The organism is Phenylobacterium sp. (assembly GCF_044236515.1).
Taxonomy (GTDB): domain Bacteria; phylum Pseudomonadota; class Alphaproteobacteria; order Caulobacterales; family Caulobacteraceae; genus Phenylobacterium.
In genome coordinates this window covers 1-17054 of record NZ_JBIIGK010000058.1, presented here as the reverse complement: position 1 = coordinate 17054, position 17054 = coordinate 1, and the positions used below count along the sequence as shown (strand labels likewise).

The 17054-nt window shown below is 69.9% G+C and carries 14 protein-coding genes; 13 read left to right on the top strand and 1 reads right to left on the bottom strand.

The genetic code is table 11. The features are described 5' to 3' along the window. Positions 1-69: 69 nt before the first annotated feature. From ACILRF_RS08185 to ACILRF_RS08125, 13 genes are all read left to right on the top strand, one after another. Positions 70-2004, top strand: a complete 1935-nt coding sequence (locus ACILRF_RS08185) for a methyl-accepting chemotaxis protein (RefSeq protein ID WP_395671795.1) — start codon at positions 70-72, stop codon at positions 2002-2004. Next, the gene (locus ACILRF_RS08180) at positions 2004-3407 is read left to right on the top strand and encodes a chemotaxis protein CheW (RefSeq protein ID WP_395671794.1); all 1404 of its coding nucleotides are present in this window, start codon (positions 2004-2006) and stop codon (positions 3405-3407) included. Before ACILRF_RS08185 ends, ACILRF_RS08180 begins: the two co-directional genes overlap by 1 nt. Next, positions 3404-4489 carry a chemotaxis-specific protein-glutamate methyltransferase CheB gene (gene cheB, locus ACILRF_RS08175; RefSeq protein WP_395671793.1) on the top strand — a complete coding sequence of 362 codons (1086 nt, stop codon included), beginning with the start codon at positions 3404-3406 and terminating at the stop codon, positions 4487-4489. The genes ACILRF_RS08180 and cheB overlap by 4 nt, the downstream gene beginning before the upstream one ends. Then, positions 4486-5340 carry a CheR family methyltransferase gene (locus ACILRF_RS08170; protein ID WP_395671792.1) on the top strand — a complete coding sequence of 285 codons (855 nt, stop codon included), beginning with the start codon at positions 4486-4488 and terminating at the stop codon, positions 5338-5340. The genes cheB and ACILRF_RS08170 overlap by 4 nt, the downstream gene beginning before the upstream one ends. Beyond that, on the top strand, positions 5337-7262 hold the full coding sequence (locus ACILRF_RS08165; RefSeq protein ID WP_395671791.1) for a chemotaxis protein CheA: 1926 nt from the start codon (positions 5337-5339) through the stop codon (positions 7260-7262). Before ACILRF_RS08170 ends, ACILRF_RS08165 begins: the two co-directional genes overlap by 4 nt. Beyond that, positions 7259-7525: a hypothetical protein gene (locus ACILRF_RS08160; RefSeq protein WP_395671790.1), complete on the top strand. Its 267-nt coding sequence runs from the start codon at positions 7259-7261 to the stop codon at positions 7523-7525. Before ACILRF_RS08165 ends, ACILRF_RS08160 begins: the two co-directional genes overlap by 4 nt. Before the next feature lie 61 nt (positions 7526-7586). After that, complete coding sequence (locus tag ACILRF_RS08155) at positions 7587-7973, top strand: response regulator transcription factor (protein ID WP_395671789.1); 387 nt, start codon at positions 7587-7589, stop codon at positions 7971-7973. Next, a complete protein-coding gene (locus ACILRF_RS08150) occupies positions 7970-8611 on the top strand; it encodes a chemotaxis protein CheX (RefSeq protein WP_395671788.1) in 642 nt (213 codons plus the stop codon). The genes ACILRF_RS08155 and ACILRF_RS08150 overlap by 4 nt, the downstream gene beginning before the upstream one ends. Before the next feature lie 9 nt (positions 8612-8620). Then, positions 8621-10909: a PAS domain-containing protein gene (locus ACILRF_RS08145; RefSeq protein WP_395671787.1), complete on the top strand. Its 2289-nt coding sequence runs from the start codon at positions 8621-8623 to the stop codon at positions 10907-10909. Positions 10910-10981: 72 nt separating this feature from the next. Then, positions 10982-11509 (top strand): RNA polymerase sigma factor, encoded by a 528-nt coding sequence (locus ACILRF_RS08140; RefSeq protein WP_395671786.1) that lies wholly within the window; start codon positions 10982-10984, stop codon positions 11507-11509. After that, positions 11506-12555: a FecR family protein gene (locus tag ACILRF_RS08135; RefSeq protein WP_395671785.1), complete on the top strand. Its 1050-nt coding sequence runs from the start codon at positions 11506-11508 to the stop codon at positions 12553-12555. Before ACILRF_RS08140 ends, ACILRF_RS08135 begins: the two co-directional genes overlap by 4 nt. Positions 12556-12641: 86 nt before the next feature. Further along, entirely contained in the window at positions 12642-15296 is a 2655-nt protein-coding gene (locus tag ACILRF_RS08130) for a TonB-dependent receptor domain-containing protein (protein WP_395671784.1), read from the top strand. Positions 15297-15558: 262 nt separating this feature from the next. Continuing rightward, positions 15559-16392: an aldo/keto reductase gene (locus ACILRF_RS08125; RefSeq protein WP_395671783.1), complete on the top strand. Its 834-nt coding sequence runs from the start codon at positions 15559-15561 to the stop codon at positions 16390-16392. Positions 16393-16452: 60 nt separating this feature from the next. Here the strand turns inward: ACILRF_RS08125 and ACILRF_RS08120 are convergent. After that, on the bottom strand, positions 16453-17054 hold a 602-nt coding region (locus ACILRF_RS08120), incomplete at its 5' end, for a TonB-dependent receptor domain-containing protein (protein ID WP_395671782.1).

Here is a 17054-nt window from a genome sequence, read left to right as displayed (position 1 = left end):
CGAATTTTCCTTGCATGGCAGGGCGTTGTGGCCGCGTGTGGCGCGAAGGTATCTGGTCGGGGAACGTCCATGGCGTTGGTGAAGCGGACGGCGCTGGCGAAGCCGCCGCCCGGTGTCGAAGCGAAGGCGGCCGCAGCGCTCGCCCCGCCGCTTGCCGTAAAGGCGCCCGCCGAAAGGGCGCCGCGCCGCCGCCCGGCCCGCAACGAGACCGTCGCCGAACGCATCGGCGCGGCGACCCACCAGCTGGCCGCCGGCGTCGCCCAGGCCTCGTCGGCCGCCGAGCAACTGCGCCGCTCGATGGAGCAGATCGCCGCCGCCGCCGAGGAATCGGCCGGCGCCGCGCACGAATCCCTCGGCGCTGTGACCAACCTCCTGGACTCCTTCGGCGAGGCCCGCGCCCGGGCCGAGGAATCCCGCCGCGCCAGCGATCGCCTGCAGATCGTGCTCGGCGAAGTGGCGACCCAGATCGAAGGCTCGGTCGACGCCATCGCCCGCAACGCCGCCCGCCAGCTTGTCTCTGTCGAGGTCGTCGGTCTCTTGGAGACGCAGGCGGCTAACATCGGGCAGATCACTCAGGTCGTGGCCGACATCTCGGACCAGACCAACCTCTTGGCGCTGAACGCCGCGATCGAGGCCGCGCGCGCCGGCGACGAAGGCCGCGGCTTCGCCGTGGTCGCCGACGAGGTCCGCGCCCTGGCCGTCTCGGCCGAAGCGCGGGCTGGCGAGATCCGTCGCGCCGCCAACGCCATCGCCGAGCAGGTCCGTGTTCTGGGCGCGCGGCTGCGGGGCGCCTCGAACCTAGCCACCGCCGAGGCCGAGCAGGGCCGCCAGGTCGCCGTCGGGCTCAGCGACCTCCGTAACGACGTCGCCGCTGTCGCGAATGGCGCCCGCGCGATCATGGCCGCCGCCGTCGAGGCCGAAGGCGCGGTGCGGGAGGCCCAGAAGGGCGCCGAGATGGTCTCCAGCGCCGCCGAGGAGCAGTCGGCCGCCGCCGCCGAGGGGCAGCGCGCCGTCGAGCAGCAGGCCGCCGCCCTGGAGGAAAGCAACCGCACCGCCGAGATCCTCGCCGCCATGGCCGAGGAATTGCGCGACGGCGAGATCACCGCCGCCGCCAGCGAAGAGCTTGCGAGCTCGGCGGAAGAGCTGTCGGCCACCGTTCAGGAGCTGTCCGCCGCCGCGGTGCAGATCATGACCGCCACGGATCAGATCAGCCGCGGCGCCCAGCAGCAGGCCGCCGCCTCGACCCAATCCCAGGCCGCCCTCAGTCAGATCGAACAGACCGCCGCGCTCGCCAGTCAGGCGTCGGAGGAAGCGCTCGAACGTGTTCAGCGGCTGCAGGCCCGGATCGGCGACAGCCGCAGCCAGGTCGGCAACCTCACGACCGGGGTCTCCGCCGCGCTGGACGAGACCCGCGCCACGGTCGTCAGCCTCGCGGCGCTGGAAGGCGAGGCGCGCGGCATCGAAAAACTGATCGACGCCGTCGCCATGGTGGCGATCCAGACCACAATGCTGGCGGTCAGCGGCGCGGTCGAAGCGGCTCGGGCCGGCGAGAAGGGTCGCGGTTTCGCCAACGTCTCGGCCGATATCCGCACCCTGGCCCGCGACGCTGGCGGTAGCGCCGAACAGGTCAAGGACGTGGTGCGCACCATGCAGGCGCGCATCGCCGACGTCCGCCGCGACCTGGAGCAGATCGCCGCCGCAGCCGAGGCCGAGCTCCTGCGCAGCGCGTCGCTGGACGAGCGCCTGACAGTCCTCGACGGCGACGCCTCGGTGGCTCGGGAGGGGTCCTTGCGGGTGCGTGACCGCGCAGCCACCATCCTCACTGCGGCCGGCGAGATCCAGCGTGGCGCCGAACAGATCGCCGCCGCCGCGGAAGAGACCGGCTCGGCGGCCGGCGAGGCCGCCGCCGCCGCCCGCCAGCAATCGCAGGGCGCCGAGGACCTTGCGGCCGCGATCGAAGAGATCGCTCTTCTGGCTGGCGAGTTGCAGGCCTCCGTCGGCTGATGTCCGATCGGCGGGACGATCGCAGTTCGAAATCCGGACGGGTCCTGACGTTCTCGGTCGGTGAGCAGACCTTGGCCATCGACGCCGCTGCTGTCGCCGAGGTCCTGCCCACCCCCCGCCTGACCCGCGTGCCACACGCGCGTCAGGCGCTGGCCGGCATCGCCAACGTCCGCGGCCGGGTGGTTCCGATCCTCTCGGTCGATGTGCTGCTCGGGGCGCAGACCCCGTCGAGCGGGTCCCGGGTCATCCTGCTGGATGGCGCCGAGCCCCTCGGCCTGGCGGTTGACCAGGTCACCGCGCTCGAAGCCGCGACCGACGAGGCGACGCAGTTGCTGGATCTTGAGCGCTTGCTCGCCGAGGTCTCGCTATCGACCGCGACGCGCAGCCATCGCGCCGAGGCGCCGCTCGCCGCGCGCTTGGACCCGCCCAAGGTCGCCGCCGAGATCGCCTTCCTGGAATTCCAGCTGGCCGGCCAAGCCTACGGAATTCCTCTCGAACAGGTGCGGGAGGTCGCGCCTGTCCCGGACAGCCTGACCGTTCTGCCGGGGACGGACGACGCGATGCTCGGCGTGATCGAACATCGCGGCGACCTGCTCGCCCTCATTTCCCTGCACGCGGTCCTCGGCTTGCCGGTTTCTCCGGAGGGCCGGGACGCGCGGGTGGTGGTGGTCTCGATCGCCGACGGCGCCGTCGCGCTGCTGGTCGAGCGGGTGACCGGCGTTCTCCGGGCCGGCCAGCAAGACCTTGGCCCAGCGCCAGCGGTGCTGAACCGCGGGGCGGGAGAGGCTCGCATTGACGCCATTGTCCGCCGAGCAGGGGGCCTCGTTTCCGTCCTGGCGGTCGAGCAGATCCTCGACGAGGCGACGATCGCCCAGTTGATCGCCGACAGCGCCGGGCCCGCCGCGCCGGCGCCTGCCGCCGAACCGGCGGCGGTGGAGCAGGTCGTGATCTTTCGGCTGGGGTCAGAAACCTACGGCCTGCCGATCGCCTCCGTGCTCGAGGTCCGGCGCCTGCCAAGGCGGCTCGCCCAGGCACCGCGGACGCCGGAATTCGTCGTCGGGCTGATGAACCATCGCGGCGAGCCGGTCCCGCTGATCGACCAGGCCAGCCGTTTCGTCTCACCGCAAGCGGCGGAAGTCGGCGTGCGGCAGGTCCTTATCGTGCAGGCCGACGAATTGATGGCCGGGGTTGTGGTCGACGGCGTCGAAAGCGTCGTCAGCGTCCCCGCCGCCGACCTGCGACCGACCCCGCCCGCCGCGGACAATCTCGTTCTCGACCGGGTGGCGTCCCTCGACGCCGACGGGCGGCTGGTGATGCTCGTCGATCCGCGCCAGTTGCTGGCCGGAGCCGGCCGCGACATCGCCGAGGAGCTTGCCGCCAGGCCAAAGCGCGAGGTCGCGTGATCAAGCTCCTCGTCGTCGACGACTCTCCGCTGATGCGCCGGCTGCTGGGCGAATTGTTCGCCGCCGAGGGCGACTTCGAAGTTGCCTTTGCCCGCGACGGGGTCGAGGCGCTGGCCGCCCTCGGAACGTTCCAGCCGGACGTCATCACCCTCGACGTTCAGATGCCGAAGATGGACGGCCTGGAATGCCTGGACCGCATCATGGTCCAGCGACCGACGCCGGTGGTCATGGCCTCATCGGTGACCGTGGAGGGTGCGGCCGAAGCCCTGCGCGCGATCGACCTCGGGGCGGTGGACGTTATCGCCAAGCCGACCGGCGCCGTGTCGCTGCGGATGGCTGAGTTCGGCCCCGCCCTCGTGCAAAAGGTCCGCGCCGCCGCCCAGGCCAGGTTGCCCAAGGCGCACCGCCTCCGCGACCGGATCCGCGCCAAGTCCAGAGCGGCGCCGTACCTCTTGCCGCGTACGCAGAAGCGCACTCCCGCGCCCTCCCGCCGCGGGGCCGAGGGGGAACGCCTGGTGGTCGTTGGCGCGTCGACGGGCGGGCCGCCGGCCCTCGACGCGCTGCTCGGGCCGTTGCCGGCGGACTTCCCCGCGCCGATCGTCATCGCCCAGCACATGCCGGCGGCGTTTACCGGCGCCCTGGCCCGTCGGCTGAATGGGCTGACCGCCCTCGAGGTCGTGGAGGTCGGCGAACCGATGCCGATCGAGCCCGGAGGCGTCTATCTGGCGCGCGGCGACGCCGACATGATCATCAGCCGACGGGGTGAGCGCCTGTTCGCCCTCAGCGCTCCGTCCAGTCCCAGCTACCACTGGCGGCCGAGCGTCGACCGCTTGGTGGACAGCGCCATGGATCAGGTGGCGGCGTCCGGCATCTTCGGTGTGTTGATGACCGGCATGGGCTCCGACGGGGCCGCCGCCATGACCCGCCTGCGCGAGGCAGGCGGAACGACGCTGGCGGAATCCGAGGCCACGGCGGTCGTCTGGGGCATGCCCGGCGAGTTGGTCCGCGCCGGCGGAGCCAGCGCCGTGGCCGACCTTCCCGACCTCGCCGCCTGTCTGGCCGACATGGTGGGCGCGCCATGAGCGAGGCCGATCCCGATCTCGGCGAAGGCGCCCTGTCGCCGGAGGACCTGCAAAGGTTCTGCGAGTACCTTTACCGCCGCACCGGCCTGACGTTCAGCGAGAGCAAGCGCTACTACATCGATCGGCGGGTGGGCGAGCGCATGGCGGCGACTGGCGAGACGACCTTCGTCGGCTACTTCGCCTGGCTGCGCTCGCACCAGGACGAGCTGGAGGCGGTCACTAACGCCTTCACCGTCAACGAGACCTACTTCTACCGCGAGGCTCATCAGTTCGAGTGCCTTTCCGAGGCGCTGCTGCCGGAGATCATCCGGGGCAAGGGACCGGGCGACCGCATCCGCATCTGGTCGTCGCCCTGTTCGACCGGCGAGGAAGCCTATTCCATCGCCATCTGGCTGTTGGAGAACTGGCGCCTGGTCGACGCCTACAACATCGAGATCGTCGGCTCCGACATTGACACACGCGCCCTGACGGCCGCGAAGATCGGCGATTATGGCGAGCGAGCCCTCTCCCGGATGCCCGGGGACGTTGTCGAACGCTACTTCCACGGCCGGAACGGAAGTTCGCGCCGGATCATCGATGACTTGCGCGAGTCGGTGACCTTCGCGCCGGTCAATCTCATCGATCGCGCCAGCGCCCTCAGCCAAGGGCGGTTCGAAGTCATCTTCTGCCGCAACATGTTGATCTATTTCGACGACGCGGCTCGGCGGACCAGCGCCGAAAATCTGTTCGACGCCCTGACGCCGGGCGGCTTCCTGTGCCTCGGCCACAGCGAGTCCATGGGCCGCATCGACGACCGCTTCGAGGTGCGCCGATTCCCGAAGGCCGTCGTCTACCAGAGGCCGGCCCGATGACGCCGCGCGATGAGCTTCTCGAGCAGTTCCTCATCGAAGGCAGGGATCTGGTCGAACGGGCCTTGGGCGAGCTCGCGGCCCTGCGCGCGGACGGCGCCGACCGGGCCGCGCTCGACGGTGTTTTCCGCACCATCCATACGCTGAAGGGCTCGGTCGGCCTCTTCGACCTGCCGGCCCTGGGCGCGGTGTTGCACGCTGCCGAGACGGCCCTGGAGGAAGCCCGGGCGGAGGGGCGCGTCAGCCCCCACCTCGCGGACGCCGCGTGCCGCGTCGTTGACCTGACCGAGGCTTGGCTGGAAGCCTTGGAACGGGACGCCCCTGCGGACGATCTCGCCGCCCAGGCGCGCGCCCTTGCCCGCCGGCTCGGATCGGGCGACGGGTCGGCGGCCGACGATGGGCCCCTCGATACGCCCTGGACCCCTGCGTCGAGCCAGGGCAGCTCGGACGGGGTGGCGATCCGCTATCGCCCCGCGTCCGACGCCTTCTTCCGCGGCGACGACCCACTCGCGATCATTCGCGAGGTGCCCGCGCTCGTCAGTCTCTCGATTACGACGGACGCGGAAGGGGCGTCGAGCTACGACCCGTTCCGGTGCCGCCTTGCCATCGACGCCGTGTCCGCCGCTTCGCTGGCCGAGGTCCGGCAGGCGCTGCGTCTGGTCGCCGACCAGGTGGAGGTGCAGATTGTCCGCGCTCTCGAGCCCGGTCTCGCCGCCGCTCCTCCCGCCGCCGATCCCGGCGCCGCTCGGGGGCCGACGGATGGGGCCCTGCGTTCTCTCCGGGTAGACGCGACCCGGCTCGACCAACTTGCGGCGCTGGTCGACGAGCTGGTCATCGCCAAGAACGCCCTGGCCCACGCCACCGCCGGCCTTACCGCCGACAGCGGCCGGGCGCGGACCTTGGCGGACGCTCAGGCCGGTCTCGATCGACTGGTCAAGGACCTGCACGGATCGGTCACGCGGTTGCGGCTGATCGGGCTCGGCCACGTCTTCAGTCGCTTCCCTCGGCAGGTGCGGGAAATCGCCGACGCCTTGGACAAGGACGTGGAGCTGGTGATGAGCGGCGATCAGGTCGCCGTCGACAAATCGGTGGCCGAGCGCCTGTTCGAGCCCTTGCTGCACCTCGTGCGCAACGCCCTTGATCATGGCGTCGAGACGCCCGAGGCGCGCCGGGCCGCGGGCAAGCGGCCGCGCGCGGTCCTGAGCCTTGCCGCCCGGGCGCTTGGCGAGGAAATCGTGATCGAGGTGGGCGATGACGGCCGCGGCATCGACGTCGCACGGGTGCGCAGCACGGCTGTGGCCCGAGGGCTGGTGTCTGCGGACCGGGCGGCGGAACTTGCTGACGAGGCGGCGGTCGACCTCGTCTTCGCGGCCGGCTTCTCCACCGCCGGGCGGGTCAGCGACGTCTCCGGGCGCGGCGTCGGCATGGATGCGGTCCGGGCCGCGGTCAGCGAGCTCGGCGGCCGGATCGCGCTCGACAATCGGCCGGGGCAGGGGCTCACTGTCCGGCTCACCCTGCCTGCCCGGGTGGTGCTCACGCGCATCCTCGTCGTGAAGGCAGGCGGCGAAAGGTTCGGCGTCCCTCTCGACACCATCTCCGAGACTCACCGCGTTCAACCCGAGCAGGTGAGCGAGATCCGCGCCGGCCGGGCCTACGTCCGCCACGACACCGTCATTCCTCTCCTTCGTCTCGGCGACCTGTTGGGTGTCGAGAGCGCGGGGGAGGGCCAAGCCTTCCCGGTGTTGAGCGTCGAGGCGGCCGGCGAGCCGCTGGGAATCCAGATCGACGAGATCGCTGAGCGGATCGAGGCGCCGATGCGGCCCATGGGCGGTCTGCTGGCCGGCTATCCGGGCGTGATGGGTGCCGTCCTCCAGGGCGATGGCCAGGTGCTGCTGGTTCTCGATCTGGCGGAGCTCGCGGCATGAGCGTCCGGCGCGGAGACGGATTCATCCACCTTGAGGGCGACTGCCGGGTCGAGGAGGCCGAGACGCTGCTGCAGCTGCTCCAGGCCGACCCGGCTGCCTCGGTCGACATCTCGCAATGTCGGCATCTGCACGGAGCGGTGGCTCAGGTGCTGCTAGTCTTCGGGCCCGCTGTGACCGGCATTCCGCAAACGCCCTATCTGCGGGACCTCGTCCTGCCCAATCTCACCCGCCGGTCGGCGACCAACCCAGACGACGAAGCATGACCCTAAACTGCTTGCATCTCCAGCCGAGTGCCCCGATTGGATTCCACGACGGAAGCGGGAGGTGACCGTGACGACCAGCCTACTCATCGTCGACGACAGCAAGCTGGCGCGCATCGTGGTCGGCAAGGCTGTCGCCGCCCTGCAGCCCGACTGGGAACGTGTGGAGGCCGGTACGGCCGACGAGGCCCTGAGCCTGCTCGAAGGCCGTCAGGTCGATGTCGTGATCCTCGACTACAACATGCCCGGCCGCAGCGGCCTGGATCTGGCCGAGACGCTGCGCGAGCGGTTCCCGCAGATGCCCATCGCTCTCGCCACCGCCAACGTTCAGGACGAGATCATCGCCCGGGCGCGGGCTGCCGACGTGACCTTCGTTCCCAAGCCGATCAACGAAGACGCGCTGCGCGGCTTCCTGTCGGGCGCAGCCCTCAAGCTGCGCGCCGCCCGTTGACCGCCGCCATCAACCTTGAGGAACTCGAGCGCGATGCGCTGACCGAGCTGGTCAACATCGGCGTCAGCCGCGCCGCCGCCAGCCTGCGAACCATGGTCGGCCGCCAGGTGACGCTGTCGGTGCCGTCGGTGGAGGTGGTCAGCCGCGCCGCCGCCACCGCCCTGATCCGCGAGCGCGAGACCGGGCCCCTCGTGGCCGTTCGCCAGGCCTTCCAGGGCGCCTTCAACGGCCAGGCCCTGCTGATCTTCCCCGAGCAGAACAGCCTCGAATTGGTGCGCAGCGTGACCGGCGGCGAGATGGACGCCGGCGACCTCGTCGACATGGAGCAGGAGGCGCTGGCCGAGACCGGCAACGTCGTCCTCAACAGCTGCCTGGCCACCATGGCCAACATGCTGCAGCGCCCGCTCGAGATGTCGCTGCCGGAGGTGCTCCGCGGCGAGGGCGCCCACTTCTTCGAGCTCGGCGACGGCGACGGCCAGGGCCCGCAGGCGGTGGTGCTGTTCCTCTACATCAACTTCGCCATCAGCGACCGGGACATCCGCGGCTACATCGCCATGCTGATGGACCTGCCCTCGCTCGACGCCCTGCGGCGCCTGATCAGCGAGTTCATCGAACGCGTGCTGGAAGATGACGCCTAGGACGCTGTCATGTCGGTGAACGAAGGGCTCAATACCGTACCGGGCGCCACGCTCCGCGAGGCGGTCGGCGCCTGGTCGTGGGACATGCGGGGCAAGCGGCTCTTCGCGGACGCCCGCTTCGCTTACCTGTGCGGCCTTGATCCGGATGCGGCCCAGTCCGGCCTGCCGATCGCCGCCTTCGTCTCCGGTGTCGTGCCGGACGACCGGCTGCGCATCAAGATCGCCCTGGCGGGCGTGGTCCACGGCTCGGACACCTTCTCGAAAGACTACCGGGTGCGGGGCGTCGACGGGATCGTCCGCTGGGTCAGCGCCCGCGGCCGGGTCGAGCGGGACGCGGCGGGGGAGCCCAGCCGGTTCACCGGCGTCCTCGCCGACATCAGCGACCAGAAGCGGGTCGAGGAACAGCTCCGCATCGCCCAGACAGCCGGCGGCATCGGCAGCTTCGAGCACACCGACGGCTTCGGCACGGCCGACGTGTCGGCGCAGTTTTGCCACCTGCTCGGCCTGCAGCCGACCGACGCCCTGCCGGTGCGCACCATCAACGCCGTGGTTCATCCGGGCGACCCGGCCATCATCCGCGCGTCGACAGCCGCAGATGACGGGCAAAGCAGCTACTCCGAACTGCGCATCCACCGCGCCGACACGGGCGAACTCCGCTGGCTGGCGCGGCGCGGCGAGCATCGCAGCGACGGCGCCGGCGGCGGGGGCCGCTTCATCGGCGTCATCTACGATATCACCGAGACCAAGACCGCCGAGGACCATCTGCGCGAGCTGGCCCGGACCCTCGAGGACAAGGTCGCCGAGCGGACCCGCGAGAGAGACCGCATCTGGAACCGCGCGCGTGACCTCTTCTTCGTCATGTCCCGCGATCGGGCCTACCAGTCGATCAACCCGGCCTGGACGGAGGTGCTCGGCTATGAAGAAGCTGACATCCTGACCCAGAAGGCCGGCCGTCTCGTCCACCCCGACGACGCCGCGCTCACCTCCAGTCGTCTCGCCCAGCTCGAACGCGGCGAGCCGCTCGAGGACATCGACACCCGGATGCGCGCCAAGGACGGCTCCTGGCGCTGGATCAACTGGACGGTCATTCCGGAGGGCGGCTTCTATTACGGCATGGGTCGCGACGTCACCGAGCGCAAGCAGCTCGAGGACCAGCTTCGTCAGAGCCAGAAGATGGAGGCGGTCGGCCAGCTGACCGGCGGGCTCGCCCACGACTTCAACAACATGCTGACCGGCGTGATGGGCGGCCTCGACCTCGCCCGCCGTCGCATCGCCCAGGGCCGCGTCGAAGAAGCGGCGGAGTTCCTCGAGACCGCCACCGCCGCCGCCGAGCGCGCCGCCGCCCTGACCCACCGCCTGCTCGCTTTCTCCCGCCGCCAGACCCTCGACCCGCAGGCCGTCGACATCAACCTGCTGGTCGCCTCGATCGAGGACCTGCTGAAACGCTCCCTCGGCGAGCAGGTGGAGATCGCCTTCGCCCTCGCGCCCGGCCTGTGGTCGGCGCGCACCGATCCGAATCAGCTGGAAAGCGCCATCCTCAACCTGGCGATCAACGCCCGCGACGCCATGCCGACCGGCGGCCAGCTGACCATCGAGACCTCGAACCTCACCCTCGATCGCGTCCAGACGATCGGCCCGGACCAGGCGGCGGCCGGCGACTACGTCCTGCTCAGCGTCAGCGACACCGGCGCCGGCATGCCCTCCGAGATCCTGACCAAGGTGTTCGACCCCTTCTTCACCACCAAGCCGATCGGTCAGGGGACGGGCCTTGGCCTCTCCATGGTCTACGGCTTCGTGCGCCAGTCGGGCGGTCACGTCGGCATCTACAGCGAGCCCGGCATCGGCACGACGGTGAAGCTCTACCTGCCGCGGCTCCAGGGCGAGCTTCCGCTCGGTGAAACCCCGGTCCGCGCCGTCGTCACCCCGCGCGGGGCCGGCGAGCGGGTGTTGCTGGTCGAGGACGATCCGCAGGTCCGGATGCTCGTCCACACCGTGCTCGAAGAACTCGGCTACCAGGCCCTGGAGGCGGACCACGGCGCCGCGGCCCTGCCGATCCTACAGAGCGACACCGCCCTCAACCTGCTGATCACCGACGTCGGCCTGCCCGGCATCAATGGCCGCCAGCTTGCCGAGATGGCCCGCCAGCACCGGCCCGAGCTGCCGGTCCTGTTCATCACCGGCTACGCCGCCAACGCCGCCGAGCGCGCCTCCTTCCTCGGCCCCGGCATGCGGATGATCAGCAAACCCTTCCCCCTCGACAGCCTGGCCCGCACCCTGCGCGAGATGCTCGAGGCCTGAGCCTCTTATGAGCGCGGTTCCATCTGTCGTTGGTGGGAAGCCACGCTGGCGCGTATTACCCCAGGTAGGCGTGTGATCGAGGATGGTTGGGTGCGCGGCGAGGCGAGCCTTACGACGACCCAGTTGAGCCACCGGTTCCGGCCGGCCTTGCTGGCGTTTTTCCTCCGCCGCCTGCGCAATCACGCCGAGGCCGAGGACCTGACGCAGGAAGCCTTGATGCGGATCGCCCAGCGCAGCGACTCCATCGATCCGGAGCGCCCCGACGCCTACGTCTTCCAGGTCGCCGCCAACCTGCTGCGCGACCGCGGCCGGCGGCTGAAGGTCCGCGCCAGCTACCAGGAGGGCGCCGCCGCCCTCGTCGCCCAACACGACGAGCGCGACCCCTATCGCGTGCTCCAGGGCCGCGAGTCTCTGGTCACCGTGCTCGCCGCCCTCAAGGAACTGCCGGAACGCACCCGCACCATCTTCATCCTCTTCCGCCTGGAATCGATGAAGCACCGCGACATCGCCGACATGCTCGGCGTCTCGGTCCGCACGGTCGAGAACCACGTCGTCCAGGCCAGCGTCCACCTGCGCAACCGGCTGGGGCCGCGGACATGACCGGCGGCAAGACCCTCACCCTCACCCTCGACGCCGCCGCCGACGACGCCGCACGCTGGGCCGCCCGCCTGTCCGACGGGCCGCTGTCCACCGCCGACGAGGCTGACCTGCGCGGTTGGCTCGACGCCGACCCCGCCAACGGCGACGCCATGGAGGCCACCATCGACGCCTGGCGCGTCGTCGACGACTACGCCAGCAGTCCCGAGGTCGTCCGCCTGCGCGAGGCGGCCCTGGCCTCGGCCCGCCGCACCCGCCGGCGCGGCGAGTTCCGCCGCCTTGCCCGCCGTCGGCTGCCCTGGGTGCTGCTGGCCGCCTGCGTGCCGCTGGTCGTCGGCCTGCTCGCCGCCTGGTTCTGGTACACGCCTACCGCCTACGAGACCCACGTCGGCGAGCGGCGGGTGGTGGCCCTCAGCGATGGCTCGAAGGTCTCCATGGACGCCTCGACCCTCGTCAAGGTCCGCCTCCGCGGCCGCTCGCGCGAGCTTTGGCTGGAGCGCGGCCGCGCCAAGTTCGACGTCGCCAAGGACCCTCTGCGGCCATTCTCCGTCGCCGCCGCCGGCAAGGTGGTGGTCGCCACCGGCACTTCCTTCAGCGTCGAGCTGTTGCGCCGCGAGGTGCGGGTCGTCCTCTACGAAGGCCAGGTGGCGCTGCTCAGCCGGGACGCCGCCGGCGCGCCCCGCACCGAACGCCTCGGCCTGCCCAACGCCCCGCGGCTGCAGACCAGCGGCGAACAGGCGATCGCCGCCGCCGACGCGACCGCCACCGCCGTCGCCCCGTTCCAGCTGACCAGCGTCGATCCCGTCCGCTCGCTGTCCTGGGAGGCCGGCCAGCTGATCTTCGAGGACGAGCCCTTGGGCCTCGCCGTCGAGCGGTTCAACCGCCACGCCGCCAAGCCGATCGAGGTCGACCCGAAGTCGGCCCAGGTTCGGATCTCCGGCGTATTCGAGGCCGGCGACACCATGGCCTTCCTCCAGGGTCTGTCGGTCGCCTTCGGGTTCGGGGCCGTCGAGACCTCCAACGCCATCGTTCTGACCACCGCCGGCTGATCTTTTTCGGGTTCCTAAAGTTCGTGCGTAACACAAACTAGAGGCGCCGCTTCATGTGCGCCCGAACCGAAAAACACGGGGGGACTATGAAGAGCTTTCGAAGCCATGTGCTGTTCGGCGCGTCCGCAGCGGCGATCCTGGCGTTCCAGCCGGTCGCGGCCTACGCCCAGGAACAGGTGTTCCAGTTCAACGTACCGGCCCAGAACCTCGGCGGCGCCCTGAGGTCCTACGCCCAGCAGACCCGCCAGCAGCTGATCTTCTCCGAAGACGTCGTGCGCGGCCGCACCTCGCCGGCCCTCAGCGGCTCCTATACCGCCTCGGAGGCCCTGGCCCGCCTGCTGTCGGGCAGCGGCCTGGCCGTCAACCGCACTCCGGCCGGCGTCGTCCACATCTATCCGGCCGACCGGGTCGCCGCCGACGCGTCCGCCGACGAGGCCATGGCCAGCGCCCAGCTGGACGAGGTCGTCGTCACCGCGACCCGCCGCGCCGAGGTCCTCAGCCGCATCCCGATGAGCGTCGCGGCCTACACCCAGGAGCGTATGGACCAGCAGGGCATCCGCCAGCTTGACGACGTCATGCGCTTCACCCCGGGCGTGAACCTGACGCGTGGCGCCTCGACCCTGACCAACATCAGCATCCGCGGCATCTCCTCGACGACGGGGGCTGGCACCACCGGCATCTACGTCGACGACACCCCGATCCAGATCCGCGCCCTGGGCAGCCAGCCGCGGAACGCCATCCCCAACCTCTTTGACCTCGAGCGCGTGGAAGTCCTGCGCGGGCCGCAGGGCACCCTGTTCGGGGCCGGCGCCCAGGGCGGCGCCATCCGCTTCATCACGCCCAAGCCCAACCTCAGCGGCATGGACGTCTACGCCCGCGGCGAACTTGCCTACACCGAGAGCGGCTCAGCCAGCTACGAGGGCGGCGTCGCCGTCGGCGGTCCGCTCGTCCAGGACCAGCTCGGCTTCCGGATCAGCGCCTATCACCGCCGCGACGGCGGCTACGTCGATCGGGCGCGCTACATCCCCGGCTCCGTCGCCGGTCCGCTGACGGCGGCTAGCCCCTACACCGGCCGCGCCACGCCCGGCCCGGTGCAGGAGAAGAACAGCAACGACTTCGACACCTACGCCTTCCGCGCGGCGTTGACGGCGAAGATCGGCGACAGCCTGACGATCACCCCGTCGCTCTATTACAACCACCTCTATTCGCACGACACGAACCAGGCGTGGTGGATCCTCAGCGACGCGGACGACCAGCGGTTCGTCAGCGGCAACACCCGGCCCGAGACCAACAAGGACCGTTTCTGGCTGCCGGCCCTGAACGTGGAATGGGACCTCGGCTTCGCCACCCTGACGTCGAACACCTCGCGCCTGATCCGCAACGAGGACGGCAACTACGACTACGCCACCTATGACCTGGCGAATTTCCCGGTCCGCTACCGCACCGCGGCCAACCCGTTCGGCGCCTTCGACCGCTACTACGGCTTCGCCGACTTCAGCTCGCTGAACATCAACGGCAACAACCAGGACAGCTTCAACCAGGAACTTCGCCTGGCCAGCAACGATCCCGACGCCCGCCTGACCTGGGTGGTCGGCCTCTACTACGCCAAGGCCGAACAGAGCTCGAAGCAGTCGGTGCGCAACCGCTATTTCTCCGAGTTCATCGGCCGCACCCCCGGCCCGTCGGACCTGCTGGTCTATGACGAGACCCTCGTCGCCTACGACAAGCAGCGTGCGGTCTTCGGCGAGGTCACCTGGGAGATCCTCGAGGGGCTGAAGCTCACGGGCGGCCTGCGCTACGCCAAGACCCAGTTCGAGTTCGTGGGCGAGGTGTTCGGCCTGGCGGCCGGCGCGGCCGGCTATATCCGCAACGAAGGCGACCAGACGGACAAGCCGCTGACCCCCAAGGTCAGCCTGCAGTACCAGTGGAACGCCAACAATCTTACCTACTTTACGGCGGCCAAGGGCTACCGGATCGGCGGTTCGAACCGCGCGGTCCCGGAGACCCCCGACTGCCTCGCCGGGCTCCGCGCCATCGGCTACGAGCGCGCGCCCAGCGGCTATCAATCGGACTCGGTGTGGAGCTACGAGCTCGGCAGCAAGAACACCTTCATGGAAGGCCGGGCCCGCATCGCCGCCGCCGCCTACATGATCAAGTGGACCGACATCATCCGCAGCGTCGGCCGGATCGGCAACAACTGTCCCTACGGCATCATCGCCAACCTTGGCGAGGCGACGTCCAAAGGCTTCGAGTTCGAGGGCTCGTTCAGCGTCACCGACGCACTGACCCTTGGCGCCGCGGTTGGCTACAACAACATCGAGTACGACGAGAGCATCCGCCTGCCCGGCGCGACCCAGGACCTGGTAACCGAGGGCCACACCCTGGGCGGCGTGCCGTGGACCGTCAGCCTCAGCGCCAACTATGCGTTCGAGGCCGGCGGCCTGCCTTCCTATGCGCGGGTCGACTACATCTACCGCTCGGCGAACGACGGCCTGACCGGCATCCAGGACCCGACTTACCTCAGCATCTACGACCCGTCCTACATCCTGCCGCCGGAAGACCACGATCTGCGCCTGCGCGCCGGCGTGCGGCTCGATAACGGGGCCGACGTGTCGCTGTTCGTGAACAACCTGCTCAACCGCACCAAGGTCGGGTTCGGCGGCTATCGGGTCACTCCGATCGATGAGTTCACCGCCCCGCGTCCGCGCACGTTCGGCGTGACGGCCACCTACCGCTACTGATCTTCCCCCTGCCGGCGCGGCCCTTTCGCCGCGCCGGCGTCTTTTCCTTTCCATACGGCGCGGCCCTTTCGCCGCGCCGGCGTCTTTTCCTTTCCATACGGCGCGGCCCTGCCGCCGCGCCGGCGTCTCTTTCTTCCATACGGCGCGGCCTGTCGCCGTGCCGGCGCTGTTTCTCGGCGCTTCCTTTTGAGGCCGCTGCTGGCATTTGGCCGATCCGTCTCTACCTAGGTCCAGCGGCGCTTCCGCCGCGTGGGACCGCCATATGACCGATCAACCCACCCTTGTTCTCAACGACGGCGTGCGCATTCCGCAGCTCGGGCTCGGCGTCTGGCAGACTCCGAACGACGATGCGGCGGACGTCGTGAAGACCGCCGTCCTCGCCGGCTACCGGCTGGTCGACACCGCGGCGATCTACGGCAACGAAAAGGGCGTTGGGCGTGGGCTGAGCGAGGCTCGCGACGCCGGCGTCGGCGACGTCTTCCTGACGACCAAGCTGTGGAACGAGAACCAAGGCTACGACGAGGCGCTGCGCGCTTTCGAAAACAGCCTCGGCCGCCTGGGTCAGGACAGCCTCGACCTTTATCTGATCCACTGGCCTGCGCCGAACCGCGACCGCTATGTCGACAGTTGGCGCGCCCTCGTGCGGCTCAAGGAAGAGGGCCGCGTCCGCTCGATCGGCGTCTCCAACTTCCAGCCGGAGCACCTCGAGCGCATCGTGGGCGAGACCGGCGTGACGCCCTCCGTCAATCAGGTCGAACTGCATCCGCGCTTCCAGCAGACCGCGCTTCGCGAGGTCCACCGCCGCCTCGGCGTCGCCACCGAGTCCTGGAGCCCGCTCGGCCAGGGGAAGCTGCTGGCCGACGCGACCCTCGCCGAGATCGCCGCGCGCCATGGCAGGACGCCGGCCCAGGTGATTATTCGCTGGCACCTCGACAGCGGCCTGATCGTGATCCCGAAGTCGGCGAACGCCGATCGAATTCGCGCCAACATCGACGTGTTCGACTTCCGGCTGGACGAGGCGGACCTCGCCCGGATCGCCGCCCTCGACGACGCCGGCGGCCGGATCGGCCCCGACCCGCTGACTGCGCCCTTCTGATCCAAACGAAAAGGGCCGGGCGCGTGCGCGCCCGGCCCCGTCGGTCTCGGCCTGTCAGGCCTAGAAGCGGTAGGTCGCGCTCAGGATCGCCGCGCGACGGTCGCCGGGAACCGCCCAGCCGTTGTTGCGGACTCGGGTGTAGTATTCCTTGTCGAACACGTTCTTGACGTTGAGCTGCAGCGCCAGCTGCTCGGTCACCGGATAGGTCGCCATCAGCTGGTGGGACCAGAAGCCGGGCGCCTTGAACAGCGGCGGGGCGCCGTTGTTCAGATAGAACTCCCCGGTGTAGGTCGCGCCGTACCCAAGGGTGGCGCCCATCGGCAGGGTGTAGGTGGTCCACAGGCTGCCGGAATGTTTCGGCGTCGCCAGCAGCGGGTTGCCCTTCTGCGAGTCGAAGCCGCCGTTGGCGATGGTGCGGTCCGACACCGACTGCAGCACTTCGCTCTTCAGGTAGGTGTAGGCCGCCGAGATCGACCAGTTCGGAGTGATCTGGCCATTGGCGCCCAGGGCGATGCCGTCCACCCGCGACTTGCCGTCCAGCACCTGGTCGGGGAGGGTCACGTCGCCCGACGGCACCCGGTAGTTGGTGCGCTCATTGCGGAAGATCGCCGCCGTCAGCAGCAGGTTCGGACGCGCCTGCCACTTGCCGCCGAGTTCAATGT